Origin of the sequence: Burkholderia cepacia, from assembly GCF_029962485.1 — a bacterium.
In the GTDB taxonomy this organism is placed as follows: Bacteria; Pseudomonadota; Gammaproteobacteria; order Burkholderiales; family Burkholderiaceae; genus Burkholderia.
In genome coordinates this window covers 126,296-142,543 of the sequence record NZ_CP073639.1, presented here as the reverse complement: position 1 = coordinate 142,543, position 16,248 = coordinate 126,296, and the positions used below count along the sequence as shown (strand labels likewise).

At 63.9% G+C, this 16,248-nt stretch carries 13 protein-coding genes and 2 pseudogenes; 3 read left to right on the top strand and 12 right to left on the bottom strand.

Annotation, left to right across the window (positions count from 1 at the left end; all coding sequences use genetic code 11):
* Nucleotides 1-152: 152 nt before the first annotated feature.
* The 4 genes from KEC55_RS31750 to KEC55_RS31735 all read right to left on the bottom strand — a co-directional run bounded on the left by KEC55_RS31750 (nt 153) and on the right by KEC55_RS31735 (nt 5,893).
* Nucleotides 153-2,234, bottom strand: coding sequence for a bifunctional diguanylate cyclase/phosphodiesterase (locus KEC55_RS31750; protein ID WP_282512583.1), 2,082 nt, complete (start codon nt 2,232-2,234; stop codon nt 153-155).
* Nucleotides 2,235-2,614: 380 nt separating this feature from the next.
* Entirely contained in the window at nt 2,615-3,496 is an 882-nt protein-coding gene (locus KEC55_RS31745; RefSeq protein ID WP_282512581.1) for an endo alpha-1,4 polygalactosaminidase, read from the bottom strand.
* A 363-nt stretch (nt 3,497-3,859) separates the two neighbouring features.
* A complete protein-coding gene (locus KEC55_RS31740) occupies nt 3,860-5,083 on the bottom strand; it encodes a DNA alkylation repair protein (RefSeq protein WP_348996018.1) in 1,224 nt (407 codons plus the stop codon).
* Nucleotides 5,084-5,152: 69 nt separating this feature from the next.
* Complete coding sequence (locus KEC55_RS31735; RefSeq protein ID WP_282513077.1) at nt 5,153-5,893, bottom strand: hypothetical protein; 741 nt, start codon at nt 5,891-5,893, stop codon at nt 5,153-5,155.
* Between the two features lie 329 nt (nt 5,894-6,222).
* Here KEC55_RS31735 and KEC55_RS31730 point away from each other — a divergent pair, with 329 nt between their 5' ends.
* The 3 genes and pseudogenes from KEC55_RS31730 to KEC55_RS31720 all read left to right on the top strand — a co-directional run.
* Nucleotides 6,223-6,351 carry a hypothetical protein gene (locus KEC55_RS31730; protein WP_279612993.1) on the top strand — a complete coding sequence of 43 codons (129 nt, stop codon included), beginning with the start codon at nt 6,223-6,225 and terminating at the stop codon, nt 6,349-6,351.
* 171 nt (nt 6,352-6,522) lie between these two features.
* Nucleotides 6,523-6,975, top strand: a complete 453-nt coding sequence (locus KEC55_RS31725; protein WP_282512575.1) for a hypothetical protein — start codon at nt 6,523-6,525, stop codon at nt 6,973-6,975.
* A 392-nt stretch (nt 6,976-7,367) separates the two neighbouring features.
* Nucleotides 7,368-8,090: pseudogene (locus KEC55_RS31720) on the top strand (IS3 family transposase); the annotation flags it as partial.
* A 137-nt stretch (nt 8,091-8,227) separates the two neighbouring features.
* Here the strand turns inward: KEC55_RS31720 and KEC55_RS31715 are convergent.
* From KEC55_RS31715 to KEC55_RS35180, 8 genes and pseudogenes are all read right to left on the bottom strand, one after another.
* Nucleotides 8,228-9,532, bottom strand: coding sequence for a replication-associated recombination protein A (locus tag KEC55_RS31715; RefSeq protein ID WP_282512573.1), 1,305 nt, complete (start codon nt 9,530-9,532; stop codon nt 8,228-8,230).
* Nucleotides 9,533-9,781: 249 nt separating this feature from the next.
* The gene (locus tag KEC55_RS31710; RefSeq protein ID WP_282512571.1) at nt 9,782-11,290 is read right to left on the bottom strand and encodes a cytochrome c; all 1,509 of its coding nucleotides are present in this window, start codon (nt 11,288-11,290) and stop codon (nt 9,782-9,784) included.
* 4 nt (nt 11,291-11,294) lie between these two features.
* Nucleotides 11,295-12,947, bottom strand: coding sequence for a GMC family oxidoreductase (locus KEC55_RS31705; protein ID WP_282512569.1), 1,653 nt, complete (start codon nt 12,945-12,947; stop codon nt 11,295-11,297).
* Nucleotides 12,948-12,952: 5 nt separating this feature from the next.
* Nucleotides 12,953-13,624 (bottom strand): sugar dehydrogenase complex small subunit, encoded by a 672-nt coding sequence (locus KEC55_RS31700; RefSeq protein ID WP_282512567.1) that lies wholly within the window; start codon nt 13,622-13,624, stop codon nt 12,953-12,955.
* Between the two features lie 421 nt (nt 13,625-14,045).
* Nucleotides 14,046-14,783 (bottom strand): GlcG/HbpS family heme-binding protein, encoded by a 738-nt coding sequence (locus tag KEC55_RS31695; RefSeq protein ID WP_282512565.1) that lies wholly within the window; start codon nt 14,781-14,783, stop codon nt 14,046-14,048.
* A complete protein-coding gene (locus KEC55_RS31690; protein ID WP_282512563.1) occupies nt 14,780-15,667 on the bottom strand; it encodes a hypothetical protein in 888 nt (295 codons plus the stop codon). Before KEC55_RS31690 ends, KEC55_RS31695 begins: the two co-directional genes overlap by 4 nt.
* On the bottom strand, nt 15,664-16,005 hold the full coding sequence (locus tag KEC55_RS31685; protein WP_282512561.1) for a 3-hydroxyacyl-CoA dehydrogenase family protein: 342 nt from the start codon (nt 16,003-16,005) through the stop codon (nt 15,664-15,666). Before KEC55_RS31685 ends, KEC55_RS31690 begins: the two co-directional genes overlap by 4 nt.
* Nucleotides 16,006-16,062: 57 nt before the next feature.
* A pseudogene (locus KEC55_RS35180) lies at nt 16,063-16,137 on the bottom strand (hypothetical protein); the annotation flags it as partial.
* Nucleotides 16,138-16,248: the final 111 nt, after the last annotated feature.

Here is a 16,248-nt window from a genome sequence, read left to right as displayed (position 1 = left end):
CGGGTGTAGCCCCCGTTACTATCTTCACGCCCCGATAATCGGGGCTATGGCCAGCCAGGCCCGGCATGATTCTCGCCCCCAGTCGCATAGTCGCCCGTGCCGGCGGCAGCGCCGAACCCACAGGTGCTGCCGGATGCGTGATGTCGACGGGATCAGCTGTTCTTGACCGCATTGCCTTGCGTGGTCATTTCGATGAAATGATCCGCCGGCATCGGGCGCCCGAGCAGAAAGCCCTGCAGCGAGTTGCAACCGAGCCGCGTCAGGAACTGCTGCTGCGCCGTCGTTTCGACGCCCTCCGCGACGATCTTCAGGTCGAGTGCCCGGCCGAGCGCGACGATCGCGGAAATGATCGCGGCATCTTCCGAATCGTGTTCGAGATCCCGGATGAATCCCCGGTCGATCTTGAGCTCGCTGGCCGGCAAGCGTTTGAGATAGAGCAGGCTCGAATAACCCGTTCCAAAGTCGTCGATGGAAATGCGCACGCCCATGTCGTGAAGCTGCTGCAGGATTCTCAAGCTGGCGTCGGCGTCGCGCATCGCGGTGGATTCGGTGATCTCCAGCGTCAGGCAGTGCGGTTCCAGCGCGTGCCGTTGCAATGCCGCCTGCACGACCTGGATCAGGCTCGCGTGACCGAATTGCAACGGCGACAGGTTGACGGCCATCGTCCAGTCGGTACGACCTGCATCGCACCACGCGCGCATCTGCCGGCAGGCCTCGTCCAGCACCCATTCGCCAATCGGCACGATCAAGCCGGTCTTTTCCGCGATCGAGATGAACTGGTCGGGTGAAATGAGGCCGCGCGTCGGGTGCATCCACCGCAACAGCGCCTCGACGCCGATGATCGGTCCATGGGGCACTTCGAACTTCGGCTGGTAATGCAGCACCAGTTCGCGCCGCTCCAGCGCCAGACGGAGTTCCTGCACGATTTTCAGGTGCTCGCGGACATTCGCGTTCATCGATGCTTCGAAGAAACAGTACGCGTTCCGGCCGAGCGCCTTCGCGTGATACATCGCTGCATCGGCGTTGGTCATCAGGTCCCGGAAATCGCTGCCGTTGCCCGGATAGAGCGCAATGCCGATACTGGCCGACACGCGCAATTCGTGCTCGGACACGCGGAACGGTCTCCGAATCACCGCCAATACCTTGTCCGCCACGTCGGCTGCATCTGCAGGCTCGTCCACCGCCACGACCAGCACGAATTCGTCGCCCCCCAGACGGGCAATCGTGTCCTGCGAGCGCAGGTTCGCGCCGATGCGCCGCGCCACGTCAACCAGCAACAGATCGCCGACATGATGACCGTAGGCGTCGTTGACGGCCTTGAATCCATCGAGGTCCATGAACATCAGCGCGAAACACCCTTTCTCGCGGTCGGTGTTCTGGATCGCCTGATCGATCCGGTCCTCGAGCAGCACGCGATTGGGGAGCTTGGTGAGGTTGTCGTGCAGCGCCAGATACGTCAGTTCCTGATTGGCTTCGGCGAGCGACGTCGCCAGTACCGCTGTGCGGGATTCCAGACGCAGATCAAGGATGGAGACGACCAGCGCGATGGCGAGGATGGCCAACGTGGCGACGATGATGACCAGCGCCAGCGAGCCGGCGTCCATGCGGGAGCCGGCCGCCCCGCAGATGCTGCCCAGCGGGAATCGGGCGGCGGCCATCCCGGTGTAGTGCATCCCGGCGATGGCGGCCCCCATCAGGACGGCAGAGCCCAGATTGAGCAGGCGCACGCGAGACGAGTTGGCACGCCGGATGAAGACGATCCACAGCACGGCGCCCGATGCGGCCACGGCAATCGCGACCGACAGGCAAACGAGCAACGGGTCGTACTGGATGCCCGGCGACATGCGCATGGAGGCCATGCCCGTGTAATGCATCCCCGCTACGCCGGCCCCCATCAACATCGCCCCGCCACACAGTCGGTACCACTTCAGCGTGTCCCGGCAGACGAGCCACAGCGCACACGTGGAGCAGGCGATGGCGATCAGCAAGGACAGCAATGTAATGGCCGGATCGTACCCGACCGGAATCGGCAACGCGAAAGCGAGCATGCCGACGAAATGCATCGACCAGATGCCTGTACCCATCACGCAAGCCGCGCCGACCAGCCACCAATGTGCGGCGTGCCCCTGCGTGGTCTTGATACGCCCGGCCATGTCCAGCACGGTGTAGGACGCCAATATGGCGATCAAGAGCGAAAGAAGAACGAGCAACGCGTTATAACTTGTCGGCAGCATTGTTATTTACAGATCGCTTTCGGTTCGGCAGTGACGAGACCGTACGTTACACGGGGTCTTCGTGAATTCGCGTGAAGGTCGGGCACAAAAGTAAAGCGGTGTCCGAAGGAACGGACTGGTCGTGCGACCAATCAGGCGATTCCAGCGACCACCGCTTGCATGGCGGATCATAAACGCGACCTCCCGTTCAGGGAAGGATTTACCGGTGCGGGGGCGGTGACGGACGCCGTCGGGATTTTACGGGCATCCATCCGCGGGCGCGCCATCGGGCGGCCGTGCGTCACGCAGGCTTCGGCATCCTCCTGCGGCGGGTGTCGACGACGAAGCGCGGCCAGCGAAACGCAAGGTGCGTTGGCCGCGCCGTCATGCAGTGATGCCGCTCACTCGAACCGGCACGCGGCACGTGGCAACGCCGCGAGCGTGTCGCTCGACCACTTCAGGATGCCGTCGAAGTTGGCACGGTTGTCGGCCGGACAGAAATCGGCGAGCGTCATGCCGTCCGGGTGCGTGTACTCGACATTGAACACGGCCTTGTTCAGCGCGATGAAACTCGCGTAGCCGTCGCACTCGTGGAACTTGTTGCACTCCTCGTTGAGCGCCCAGTCGGCAACCTTCGCCATCGCGACGGCAATTCCCGAGCCGTTCTTCAGGCCCATCGACATCCCCCGATCGTGCGCGGCGGCGATCAGCGCCGTGTTGTAACGCAGCTGGTCGTCGCGTGTCAGCGGAAAGCCCGTTTCCTGCCGATAGCCGTCGTCCAGATCGGGTTCGATGCCGTCACAGCCCTTTTTCCTCGCCTGGTCGAGACGCGCCAGCATGATCGGCATCAGGATCTTCGTCTGGCGGATGTCCAGCCAGCGCTCATGATCTTCGTATCCTTCGACGGGGTAGCCGAGCACGCTGTCGGGAAATTGGTCGGCATCGCCGCGGCCGTCTTCCCGGCCGCCCGTCTCCATGTAACAGACGACGTAGATGCCCTTCGCCTTCAAGCGCCGGATCGTCGCCGCATCGGTCCGCTCCATGTCGACGTCGAACATCTTGCGGGGATTGTTCACGCGGTCGAGCACGGTCTCGTTGATCGTATTGCCGTCGATCTGCCATTGCCAGCTCGTGCCGGGCACGAGCGGTTTCCAGGCGGCGGCCGGCGACGCGCGCATCGCGGCCGCGGCGACGGAGGCGGCCGGTGCGGACGAATCCGCGTCGCCGCCGCACGCGGCAAGCAGCAGCATCAGCGCGACTGAAGCGAGTGATCTTGCAGACATGGCGAATCCTTTGCGTTTTTGGCGGCTTGTCAGGATGCGGGGCAAAGACGGGCGGCAGGATGCGGGCGGCGCATCTGCCGATACCGAGGGAGTACGGGAATCCGGGAGGCGTGTCGGAATGGTAGGCAGGAACGCCGGGCCAATCTGTTCCGATTTGTCGACTTTTGTGGGTGGATGGCAGCGCGAATCACCATTGATGGCGCGGCCGCACTGGTCGGTTGTTCCGCAGTCGATGTCGTGCTGATGCTCGACGTGCTCGCTGTCCGGTCGCGATCGTCGCGCACATGCAGTGCGCCGGGTGGCGATCGGACCAGAACACGCCCCCGCCGCTTCACCTGCCTGGATCGAACCGGCCGGCCATCCTCACATGGCGAGCTCGAAGAACGACCGCGCGACGACCTGGCCGTTGACGATCAGCTCGACCGCGTGCCGGCCCGCATAGTGCCGGCGCGTCGTGAAATCGCCGATCGCCCGGCTATGCCGCAGCGCGATGCGCGCGCCGGGTTCGAGCGTCAACCCCTTCAGCTTGAACACCTTCGGCGAGGTCTCGCCATTTTGCTTCACGTACGCAATCCGGTAATCGACGACGAGCCGCTGCGCGGTGTCGGCCGTGGAATGCAGCTCACAGTCGAGCGTGATCGACTCGCCGAGCACCACCCGCGCGGGCGTCACGCCGAACGGGCCGATGGCGAGACGCGGCGCGCTTTCCGCACCGAGTATCGCCAGCGCGCGCGCGTCGCCCTGCTTCACGAGCGTGCGCAGCGCATGCCGGACGATCCAGCGCGTATGCGGATGGTCGCCGCCCCATCGTTCGGCGCGCTCGAGCACCCAGGCCGGATGCGACTTCGCCACATCGTTCAGGTGATTCGCGACCGAGCGGCGCACGTAGGCGCTCGGGTCCGCGCGCAGCGTGTCGAGAATCCGCGCCGCGAGCGCCGGGTCGGCCTCGATGTCGCGCAGGCGGAACGACCAGGGCAGGCGCGGACGGCTTCCCTCGCTCGCCAGCCGGCGCACGGCATCGTCCGCGTCGTGCGACCAGGCTTCCATGGTTGCGAGCGCACGCGCCGTATCGATGCGCAGGAATTCGCGCACCGCGAATTCCGACGTGCCGAACCGCGTGAAGCATTTCAGCGCGTCCATCGAACGATCGAACGCGTGCCGACCGTACTGCCCGACGTAATCGGGCGCGATGAGCGACACGAAGCCGCGGCCCAATCGCGGCGCCGCCTCCTGCAGCAACGCCAGCACGGCGTCGTATCCGCCGGCCAACGAATGCGCCGCCGCGTCGATCGCCACGCTGGCGCGCCTGACGCGCTCCATCAGCGTCAGGTCGTCGAGACCGTCGAGCGCCGTCGCCAGAAATGCCGCGCGGTCGAAACCGGGTTCGATCGCATGCAGCGCATCGGACAGCGTTCGGAATTGCTGCTCGCCCAACGAATCCTTCAGCGGGGCGGAAACCTGAGTGGTGGTCATGACGGAAGGGAGTCGACGTGCGCCGCGGATCGATGAATACGAAAGCGCACAGTATCGCCGAAGCCCATGCCAATTCCTGTCAGTAGACCGTGCCCGGCCGGAACGCGCCCGCACGGGACGCAGCCGGCAGCCGACAGATGCGGATCGTCTCCCCGGCATGGGCGCCACGGACGCGCGCGCCGTTCACGGCTGCTCGCGCGAAACGCCACCCGCGAACCGGTTTCGCCAATGCCCGCCGGCGAACGCGACGACGATCAGCGACAGGTAGCCGGCGACGAGCAGATGCCGCCAGCTGTCGAGCGCGGCGCGATGGGCAACCAGCGCGGCGTCGGGGACCGGCGCGGCGAGACTGCCCGGCACCACCGCGCGCGTCATCTGCACGAATCCGGCCGCCGACAGCACGGGCAGCAGGACGAGCACGCCGAGCAGCACGAACCTCGCGCGATGGAAGAACGCACGCCGGCGCAAATGAAACCACAACCCGAGGCTGCCGTGCACCCACCCCGGCGCGAGCAGCGCGATCTGCAGGCCCTGCGTGCCACTCGTCAGCAACGCCACGACGACCCGTGCATAGTTCGGTTCGAAGCCGTAGAACGACGTCGCGACGCGTGTGCCGACGACGTGGCGGATCAACAGCAGCGGCAGGCTGAGTCCGGCCCACAGACGCAACCATTCGGCCGGCGGCAGCCTCCAGTGCCGGCGACCGTAGATGGTGCGGATCGCCAGCGCGAAATGCAGGCTGGCTGCGCCGTACAGCAGGATCGTTCCGGGCCGGCTTTGCCAGACGCCGATCGCCAGGTGCAGGGCGCGCTCGGCGACGTCGATCGACCAGATGCCGAGCGCGTGATTGACCATGTGTATGGAAATATAGATCCACAACATGATGCCGGAGCCGAGCTGCAGCCTTCGCGCGGCACTGCGCATCCGGTCCCGGAACCCCGGCGGCCGTGGTTCGTCGTTCGCGCTCGACGCGGATTCGCGATCGCACTGCGACCGGTCCGGAACGTCCCCGAGTTGCTTCTCCCCGTCGCTCATTGGCCCCTCCCCGTCGATGCGTCCGGCACCTGATCCGCATACCGCGGCGCGGGCCCGTTTATTCCGGCGACGTGCGACATCCTGCACATGAAGCGCATCGCGCGGCGGCTGGAATAGAAGCCGTGTGCGCGGGGTATACCGTGTGCGGGCACGACGGATCGCGATCGTGACGCGCCGCCCCGCTTCACTTCGAAGCGAGCGGGATCGAGGAGACCGCCATGTCAAACGTTCTGTCGCACTGGATCCTGGTCGGTTGCGACGCATACGACGAATATGTGTTCGTGCCGTGGCTCGACAAATCGGTGTATCTGAGGACGGTCGCGCTGCGTCGCGTGTGCCTGCTGTGACGGATGCGGGCGCGGCGCCTGCGCGCTGACAATCTCACGATTCATTTAACTTTGGATTGTGCCTGTCCCGTCAGCCAATGCCCCCAAGGCTTTCCGTTCAGCCCCCTAATACTCGACTCCTCGCATCTCGCGCAAACACTAAAAAGCGACGGCGACATGTGGCGAGCGGCGATGGGAGTCCGCGGATTTCCGAGCAGAATCCCTGCTGCCCGCCGTTCCTCTGCCCTGCACCACGACGTCGAGGCTGGCGCCACCGTGCGGCGGCCTGCCCTGACGGACTCCGCGCTGTCCGAGTACCACAAGTTTCGCGGCCTGAAAGCCAAAGAGGACTTCGAGGCGGTGATGGCCTACGCACAGACCGAGGGCGCAATCTTGGCCCTGCGCCCTCGGAGTGACCCCCAAGGCCTGATCGAGCGCATCGAACTGATTGATGTCGCCAAACTGGCTTCGATCTTGGGCAAGGTGCCCCATGCGGCGCGAGTCCAGTCGGCAAGACAAACCCTCGCCTCTCGCCTCGGCGAGCCCCCGATCTTGAACGACGTCTTGTCTAGTTGGGAGAGACTCAAAAAGGTCCGTGGCATTGGACCTGAACTGACTTCGATGATCCAATGCCGGAGTTCTTGACACCCACTCGATTGTCAATCCAGCGGTCGCACCCTTGTGGGGAAGAGATTCTCGCCACCGCAGGTGCCGGCGATACCGTCCTCGATACCGAAAAACCCGGTCGACAGTTATCAGCTTTTGACGGACTGCGTCCGAGCATCAACCCGCGCTTTCACTGCACGACCATAAAATCTGGACGCGTGAGAACGATTTCTGCGCGGATACCGTCATCGATACCGTCAGGAACTTCCAACGGAATCCTCGCGGAGTCTGCGGATGCAACAACTCAGCATCTCACTCAGTTGAAGTCACGCGTCGACGACTGCTCGAGGACGGCGAGCCCAGTTGCTTCACCCGCAAGCGGCCGAAAAGCACCTGCGATATGCGTCATGAATTCATCCGTCGCGAGGAACAAGCAACCAGAGAAGGATCGGAGCCTGGGCGAGCGACTGATTGCGGCCGCTCAGGAAGTGCCGCGCTTTGGCTACCGGCGGATGTCGGCCTGGCTGGCGCTGGGCGAATCGCGCGTGCGGAGAATGTGGCGAGCCTTGCAGCTCAACATTCCGCGGCGGCGTCCTCGCCGTCGTCGTTGTGGCAACGACATTCGCTTGCCCGGTGCGACACAGCCGAATTCGGTATGGAGCTACGACTTCGTGCATGACCAGTTGGTGGACGGGCGGGCGTTGAAGATACTTTGCGTGATCGATGAATACACCCGCGAGTGCCTGGCGATCGAAGTCGGCGCCAGCTTGCGGTCGCACGATGTGATCTTGACGCTGTCGCGACTGATGCGGCTGTACGGTAAGCCCGCGTTCGTTCGGTCTGACAACGGCGCTGAGTTTACCGCCGCCAAGGTCATGCACCGGCTACGAGACGCTGCAATCGGTCCGGCCTTCATCGCGCCCGGCAGTCCGTGGCAAAACGGATTCGTCGAGAGCTTTAACGGCAAGCTGCGTGACGAATTGCTGAACCGGGAATGGTTCCGCAGCCGCGCGGAGGCCAAGGTGCTCATCGAACGCTGGCGGCAGTTCTACAACGAGCGTCGGCCCCATAGCGCGCATCGCTATCAACCTCCTGCCACGGTCCGTCGAGCCTGGCTGGATTCCGATAATATCGACGCGAGACTCACTGCCTGATTGACTACAAAATTCCACCGCAGGTCAGTAAACACACGCTCCTGTTCATGTCCTTGGGTGCCGCATAGTGAGATACCGAGGGAGCCAATCAGGCACGCTCGATCAACCGGACAGCGCTTGACGAACGCAGCTCTGCGTCAGTCGCGCTTGCCTGCGCCTCGGTCGAGCGTGCATAACCAGGCAAGCCGTTCTGCGATCCTCGCCTCGACCCCACGCGGCACTGGCTGGTACCAATGCGGCTCGTACATTCCGTCCGGCAAATAGGTTTCTCCCGCCGCGTACCCATGCGGTTCACCATGCGGATCGCGATACGTGTGCCCGAGCGCGCGCAGCACCTGCGCCGGCGCGTCCCGCAGATGCTGCGGCACGTTGCGCGGCAGGTCTTGCCGAACAAACGCCCTCGCCTGCATGAACGCCATGCCGCCGGCGTTGCTCTTCGCCGCACACGCGAGGTAAAGCACTGCCTGCGCGAGCGCCAGGTCGCCGTCCGGCGCACCAAGCCGTTCACAGGCTTCGACCGCGGCGTTCGCCATCCGGGGCCCGCGAGGATCAGCGAGCCCGATGTCGTCCCATGCGATCGCGACGATCCGGCGCGCGAGGTATTTGCGATCGCAGCCACCGTCCAGCATCCGGCACAGCCAATAGAGCGCCGCGTCCGGATTCGAGCCACGCACCGATTTGTGCAACGCTGAAATCTGGTCGTAGAAGTTCTCGCCGCCCTTGTCGAATCGCCGCGCGCCGACCGTCAATGCACCCGTGACAAAAGCCGCATCGATCGTAGTCACACCTGCCGCCGTCGCTGCCGACCAGGCTTGCTCGAGCAGGTTTAGCAGGCGTCGCGCGTCGCCGTCCGCGTAGCTGATCAGCGTATCGGCCGCCTGGCCGTCGAACGCCAGCTCGCCAGGTGCGGTGTCGCGCGCCCGCTCGAACAGGCGACGCAATTCGTCGTCGGTCAACGGTGTCAGTACGTGGACCTGCGCGTGCGACAGCAAGGCCCGGCTCACTTCGAAGCTCGGGTTCTCCGTAGTCGCGCCGATCAACGTCACGAGCCCCGATTGGACGAATGGCAGTAGCGCTTCCTGTTGGCCCTTGTTGAAGCGATGGATCTCGTCGACGAAGAGGATCGTACGACGACCGTTGCGCTCGAGTGCATCCTGCGCACGCGCCATCGCGGCGCGGATGTCCTTCATGCTGCCAAGTACCGCGGACAGCGCGATGAACTCGCAATCGAACGCCTGCGCGGTGAGCCGCGCAAGCGTGGTCTTGCCCACGCCTGGCGGTCCCCACAGGATCATCGAGTGAGGTTTGCCCGATTCGAACGCACGCCATAGCGGCTTACCCTCGCCGAGCAGGTGTGACTGACCGATCACGTCGGCAAGCGTCGTCGGCCGCAGCGCCTCGGCGAGCGGCTGGCGCGGGTCAGTGTGAAACAGGTCGGACATGATCCTCGATGCGCTATCGTGCTCCGGCGACAACCGCTGCCGCCGGATGAGGAAATTATGACGGCGGGAACCCAGGCGGGTTGGATGACCAGTGCCCGTCCGTCATCATCGCCTGGCCGCGATCGATACTGTTCTCGGCCCAGCCTTCGCGCCATGCATGCGATTCGCCGTCAACGACAATCCGGCGCGCTTCAAACATCTTCAGGCAAATCGGGCAGGATGTCGAATCAATCTCCGACGCTCCGATCGTCACCTGCGACCAGCCACCTTGTCAGGCGATATGCCTGTGCGGGCAGCACGACTTGCCCGATGTCGCCGGAACATAATGCCGAAGATGATCAGCAGCGCGACAACGACCGGCGCCGCCATCATCAGCGGACGCGCCCGCACGAGCAGCGGAACCGGGCCGCCGTTGCGCGCGACGGCAACGTCTTCCGGCGTCACGGTCACGTCGGCATTGCCGTACTGCGCGAGCACGTAGGTCGCGATCGCGGCGATCTGATCATCCTTCAGCGGTTGGACGTAGGAATCCTCGCCGAAAGAAGGCATCAGCACATGCTGGCCACCCGCCTCGCGATCGACGCCGTACAGGATCGCCGCAATCAGGTTCGACGGATTGCGCGAGCCCGTGGCGGTATTGTTCGACAGCGACGGATAGGCCTGGCTCGGGCTGCCCTTGCCGTCGACCCGGTGGCAGCTCGCGCAATAGCCGCTGAACAGTGCCGCACCCGTCGTCAGCGTGCCGTTCGCATTCAGCGCAGACGTGCCGCGCAGCGTCCCTTCGCTGCTGACCGCTCGGCCATGCGTGAATGCCGGGACGGATTCGCGCTCGTCGCGGATCGGCTTCGTGCTGCGCAGATACGTGACGATCGATTGCAGGTCCGCGTCCGACAGATACTGCAGGCTGTTCTGCACGGCTTCCGCCATCGGACCGGCCGCCTGGTTCTTGCCGGGTGCGCGGCCAGTCTTCAGGTACGACACCAGTTCGTCGTCGGTCCACGCGCCGATTCCGCTCACCGGGTCCGACGTGATGTTCGGCGCATACCACGCGCCGAGCTGCGCACCGCCCAGGTCACGGCCGAAGTCTTCGGCCATCAGCGCGTTGCGCGGCGTGTGGCACGCGCTGCAGTGCGCGAGCACGTTGGTCAGGTAGGCGCCGCGGTTCCACTGCGCGTCGTGAGCCGGATCGGGTTCGAAACGCTTGTTCGACAGGAACAGCATGTTCCAGCCCGCCATCGCCACGCGCATGCCGAACGGGAACGGCAGGTTCGTGACCGGCGCGGGTTCGTCGACCGGCTTCACGGCATGCATGAAGTAGCCGTAAAGTGCGTGCACGTCGTCATCGCTGAGGCCGCTGTAGGACGTATACGGCATCGCAGGATACAGGTGTGCGCCGTCCGCGCGCACGCCTTCGCGCAGCGCGCGCGCGAACTGTACCTCCGTGTAATTGCCGATGCCGGCTGTTTTCGACGGTGTGATGTTGCTCGAATAGATCTGCCCCATCGGCGACGCGATGCCGTACCCGCCCGCGAACGGCTTGCCGCCGTCGAGCGCCGTATGGCATGCCATGCAGTCCGCTGCGACCGCGATCTGACGGCCCTTGTCGATCAGCGCGGCGTCCGCCGATGTCGTACCGGCCGCCGCCTCCTGCGCAAACGCGGGTGACCCGCAAACGATGCCGAACAGTCCAAGTGCGACGGCCGTGCGATTGCCGGCGCTGCGCAGCAGCCTAAGTTGTCGTTGAATCGTGTGTTTCATCGCATCAACCCTTCGCGAGGCTTGCGGAAATCGAATCCGCGGCCTTCAGGCCGAGAGCTGCCATCGACAACGTCGTGTTGACGACGGATGCCGACGGCATCGCGCCGCCGCCCGGCAGCCACAGGTTTGCGTGATCGTGCGTGCGGCAGTCTCCGTCGACGACCGAATTCTTCGGATCGGAGCCCATGATGGTGCCGCCCATGATGTGATTGTTCGCGTTCAGCGTCGTCGTGATGTTGAACTCGACTGCATCGAACAGGCGGCCGATGTGCGTGAGTTGCTTGCATGCGGCGGTGTAGCCGTTCCTCACGTAGTCACCCACGTCGTAGTGGATGTCCGGGCATGCGAGGCCGAGCGGGTCGACGCGCGTCTTGCTGAGCGTCAGGCGGTTGTTCGGATCCGGCAGCGGTTCGAGGCTGATCGACAGGTCGACGCCGTATATCGCGCGGCGCCGGATTTCCTCGTCGAGCGCCTGGCCGACCAGGCCGAGCTTCAGCGCCTGCTGCGTGGCCGGCCCGACACGCGAGATATTGTTCAGGATCATCTTGTTCGCCGAATACTGCCCGCGGAAATCGCCGTCGCGCGGGCCGACGATGCAGCTGCTCTGTGCCGGGCCGCGGCCGAGCCACATCGGCTCGTTCGCAAGGAACGTGCAGTGGAAGCCCGAGTGATCCATCATGTTGCGGCCGACCTGGTCCGAACCGTTCGCGATGCCCCGCGGATTGCGCTCGTTCGCGGCGAGCAGCAACAGGCGCGGCGTCTCGATGCCGTTGCACGCGAGCACGAACATCTTGCCGCTCGCCTTGTGCGACTTGCGCGACGCGTCGTACCAGTGCACGGCCGTCACGCGGTTGTGCGCATCGGTGTCGATCTTGTAGACGACCGATTCGGCGAGCACCTTCGCGCCCTTGCGTTCCGCGCGCTCGATATGATGAATGCCGTTGTACATCGCACCGATCGGGCAGATCGGCTGGCAGTTGTTGTTGCCGCAACAGGTCGGACGGCCATGCCATGGCCGCGTGCTGCGCGCCTGCGGAATCGGGATCGACCGATAACCGTGCGCATTGACGATTTCGGCGAAGCGCCGGTCGCCATGCCCCCACGGCACCATGTCCATCGGATACGGGCGGCTGCGCTGCGACGGCGACTGCATGGCCGGATCGCTCGGCCCGGCGACACCCATTTCCTCTTCTGCACGGCAGTAGTACGGCTCGAGATCGTCATAGGAGATCGGCCAGTCGCGGCCGACGCCATACGTCGACTTCATCCGGAAATCAACCGGCAGATGCCGCCAGCTCGAAGCAGCCCAGTGCCACGTCGTGCCGCCGACGGTGCGCAGGTAGCCTTGCTGGAAGCTCTGCCCGTCACGACCGCTCAGGCCGACGTAGTTGTTCTTCGGGAAATACAGCGGGGCCGGCGCATTCGGCGCCTGCGGATAGAGCCCCTGGAAGTCCGAGCCGACGCGATTGTCGAACGGCATGTTGCGCCAGTTCTCGACCGCCTGCCCGCGCTCGATGCGCAGGCCGGATTCGAGGATCAACACCGAATGGCCCTGGCTGACCAACTGGTCGGCGATCAGGCCGCCAACTACGCCGGACCCCACGATCACGACGTCGGCAGACACGTCGCCGCTGGATTCAAATACGGGAGTTCTCATGGGAATCAGACGCGCTTTTGCAGGTGCGGGTTGGTTGCTGACGCAACCGTTTTACGGGGCGGCGCGACATCGGCCGGCGGCGGTTCGGCGGTCCACCACAGCGGTCCGTTCGAACAATAGGTCGGCGCGCTCATGCCGTCGTGGACGGTGTCGTACATCAGCGCATCGGCATACGTGACCATCACGGCCTTCTGGCCATGCCCGACGGTGCCCGTGTACCACGCAGCGACGATCGCGAGTGCCGTGTCGTGCAGACCGGCGCCGTCGGCATCGGCCAGCAGTTGTGCGGGGGTCTGGCCGGCGCGGACGCGTTGCGCCAGCGCGGCCGCACGCGCGGCAAAACCGGCGTCCGTGCGATGGAATGCGTCGGCGAGGCGCAAAGCCGTCGCCGGGTCGAGATTCGCGTGGCCGGTCAGCGCTTGCGATAGCGCAAGAAAGGTCTTGCCGTCGAGCGACGGCTGCTGCGCGAATGCATATTCGGGCGCAGAGGTGAACAGCCCGACTTGCGTCAGCGCCGCCGCCATGACCTTCAGGGCCGCTCTCCGGGTAACGCCGGCGCGTGCAGTGACGCGCCTTTCATGATCGTGTGAGGGCATGTGGTTTTCGTCTTTTTCGCGAGAGGTTGCTCGCATGCTTTCTTCCGAATGTTCCGCGACGGGAGTCGCCTCGGGCCGCAACAGCCGACCTGCTCCTCTCCACGGCACTGCTCCGCCCGCCCAGACGCACCGTCAAACGATCGTTGCCGGTTGAGCAAAGTATTGCATACGTCGTGTAAATCGGATTGGTTCTTTCAAGCTGAACATGGCACGGGTGTCGGATTATGGAACCGGTTCCATTCGTGCGTCCAGTACTCGCTTAAAATTTTCATCGAGAAGGCAGCAGTGTATCGATATCGGCCGATTCGCGTATTTTCGCGATGGAATCGAACGCCGAATCCATCGGACCGTCACCGGCCCAGAGCAAGTGAAAAACTGGCCGAAATAAAAACGTCAGATTTTTATTATTTATTTGAAAGTATTCTCGCGGTATCGACACCATGCCTGTCGCAATGACCGGCAGCGACACTGCATGGCGACCGAGGGCGAATGACGCTGCGACTCACCTGATTGCCCCAGCGCCCGCGGCCGCGATGACGCTATCCTGCACACCCGCACCGCCGCTGGCCCCGATGGCGCCTATCAGCTGCCCGTCGATCACGATCGGGATACCTCCTTCTCCGGCGAGAATGCCTGGAATGCTGAGGTTGCCGGTCGCCCCGTTGTTGATTGCGTTCTGCATATCCCTGGTCTGTCTTCGAAAACGCACCGACGCTCGCGCCTTTGCTTCCGCGATTTCAACAGATGCGAGTTGTGTGCCGTCCATTTTGTCGCACGAAACCAGATTCCCGCCGCTATCGACGACGGCAACAGCATATTTCCAGTTTCGACGTCGCGCCTCTGCTTCGGCTGCCGAAATGATGGTGCGTGCCTGCGCCAGCTTGATGGGCGGACCGTAGGGGATGTCATACGGGAGTTGTTCGGGGACCGTCGTCGGTTCGGTGGATTGTGCTTCCGCATGGAGCGCGAAAATCGCGGCAACCACGCCGAGGGTCCGGAATGTCTTCGAGAACATAAGTCGCTGATACGGTTGAGCCTGATTTATTTCAGGTGTCGGTCGGTAGTGGTGAAGGCGATACGTTTCCACGATGAAGGGACTCGATTGCCGCACGCCACGATCACCGCGAAATATATTGCATTCGCGGCCGATTTGCAGCGAAGCGGGACCGAGGGCGCGAAATCCCGCCATCCCGCGCCACCGGACACCATCAACGTGATCGACGCCCTTGTGGAATATCAATCCGGCACATAGCGCACCAGCCCTGTTGTCGGACCAAACGTGCGTACGACTGCTGACACGCCATCATCGAGCCCGATGCGGCGAATCTTGCCACCGAGATCGGATACGTACGCAACGCGCGCTGATGTATCGAGCGCCAAACCGATGCCCTCCTGCAGTCCGCGCGCAACGATTTCGTGGCCGCTCAGACCGGCAGCGTCGACTCGAGCGCGATTCAAGCTGTTGCCGTCGGGTGGCGAACCACGGTCCGTCCAGTACAGCAACCCCTCGGGCGCATCGAGTTCGAGGTCGATCGGTTCCGGTAGTTTGTCGATGAGCAATTCGATGTCGGGACGCGCATCCGGCGTCGCGCCAATCGGCAGTTGAAGTGGTGCGCGGAAAATGCGGCCCAGGTCACCGTTGTCCGGTCCTTTCTGCGTCCAGTAGACATAGCCACCCGCAACGTCAACTGCGATGCCGACGCAGTGACGCATCTCGTCTGCGCGATCGGCTTCTCCTTCGCCACGCCGCACCAACACCTCGACATCGCTGCCGTCACGCCGCGCACGCATGACGGCCATTCCCTCTCGATCGCACCAGTACAGATGCGTATCGGTCAGTTCCAACTGCTTCGGCGTAACGATCCGGCCACCGCCGATCAGCACGATACGATTTGTGCCATCAAGGTCGCATCGCTCGATCGTGCCGTCCGGCGCATCGAAATCCGCGCCCATGTTGGTCCAGTAGATGTGCCCGCGCCGGCGATCGACCCGGATACCGTCAGGCGTTGCGCCGAGATCGGCGATCAACACACGAAGGTCTGTACCGTCTTCCGCCATCGACAGCAGACGCGGCGGCCGGATTTCCAGGACCAGCAGGCGGGCATGAATCCCGTGCCCGCTCATGACTTCGCTCCTTCGCCGCGCTTCGCATAATCGTCGTAAAAGCCCTGCCCGCTCTTCATACCGAAATGCCCGTCGGCAATCATGCGCTTGAGCAACTCGCGCGGCCCTTCGGGGAGCCCGGGACGCACGTGTGCGTAATGCTCTTCAATGCCCAGCACGACGTCCAGTCCAACCGCACCCATTCGACGGAATGGCCCGGCCTCGCCACCCGTAGTCTGCATGTAGATCGCATCGACGACCGCCGGCGACGCGACACCTTCGGCAACGACGGCGAGCGCTTCGCGCTTGATCGCCGCCCAGATGCGGTTAAAGATGAAGCCGATGCTTTCGCGTTGCACGATGTACGGCGTGAGTCCATAGCGCGGCAACGTGTCTTGCAACAAGGCAATCACTTGCCCGTCCGTTTTTCCGCAAGACATCAGCTCTACCGCTCGCGCGTTGGGCGGCATCATGTAGTGCGTGTTCAGCACGCGCTCTGGACGCGTCACTTTGTCGATGATCTGGCTTGTTGGATAGCCCGCCCCACCGAATCATTTGTTGGATGGTTACCAACATCTCGACCGCTTGCCGGTTGCACCCCC

What these genes read in the sequence shown, in the direction of transcription:
- KEC55_RS31750 (WP_282512583.1), bottom strand. Translation starts at nt 2,234, where the DNA reads ATGCTGCCGACAAGTTATAACGCGTTGCTCGTTCTTCTTTCGCTCTTG.
- KEC55_RS31745 (WP_282512581.1), bottom strand. Translation starts at nt 3,496, where the DNA reads ATGTCTGCAAGATCACTCGCTTCAGTCGCGCTGATGCTGCTGCTTGCC.
- KEC55_RS31735 (WP_282513077.1), bottom strand. Translation starts at nt 5,893, where the DNA reads ATGCGCAGTGCCGCGCGAAGGCTGCAGCTCGGCTCCGGCATCATGTTG.
- KEC55_RS31730 (WP_279612993.1), top strand. Translation starts at nt 6,223, where the DNA reads ATGTCAAACGTTCTGTCGCACTGGATCCTGGTCGGTTGCGACGCATAC.
- KEC55_RS31725 (WP_282512575.1), top strand. Translation starts at nt 6,523, where the DNA reads ATGGGAGTCCGCGGATTTCCGAGCAGAATCCCTGCTGCCCGCCGTTCC.
- KEC55_RS31715 (WP_282512573.1), bottom strand. Translation starts at nt 9,532, where the DNA reads ATGTCCGACCTGTTTCACACTGACCCGCGCCAGCCGCTCGCCGAGGCG.
- KEC55_RS31710 (WP_282512571.1), bottom strand. Translation starts at nt 11,290, where the DNA reads ATGAAACACACGATTCAACGACAACTTAGGCTGCTGCGCAGCGCCGGC.
- KEC55_RS31705 (WP_282512569.1), bottom strand. Translation starts at nt 12,947, where the DNA reads ATGAGAACTCCCGTATTTGAATCCAGCGGCGACGTGTCTGCCGACGTC.
- KEC55_RS31690 (WP_282512563.1), bottom strand. Translation starts at nt 15,667, where the DNA reads ATGAGCGGGCACGGGATTCATGCCCGCCTGCTGGTCCTGGAAATCCGG.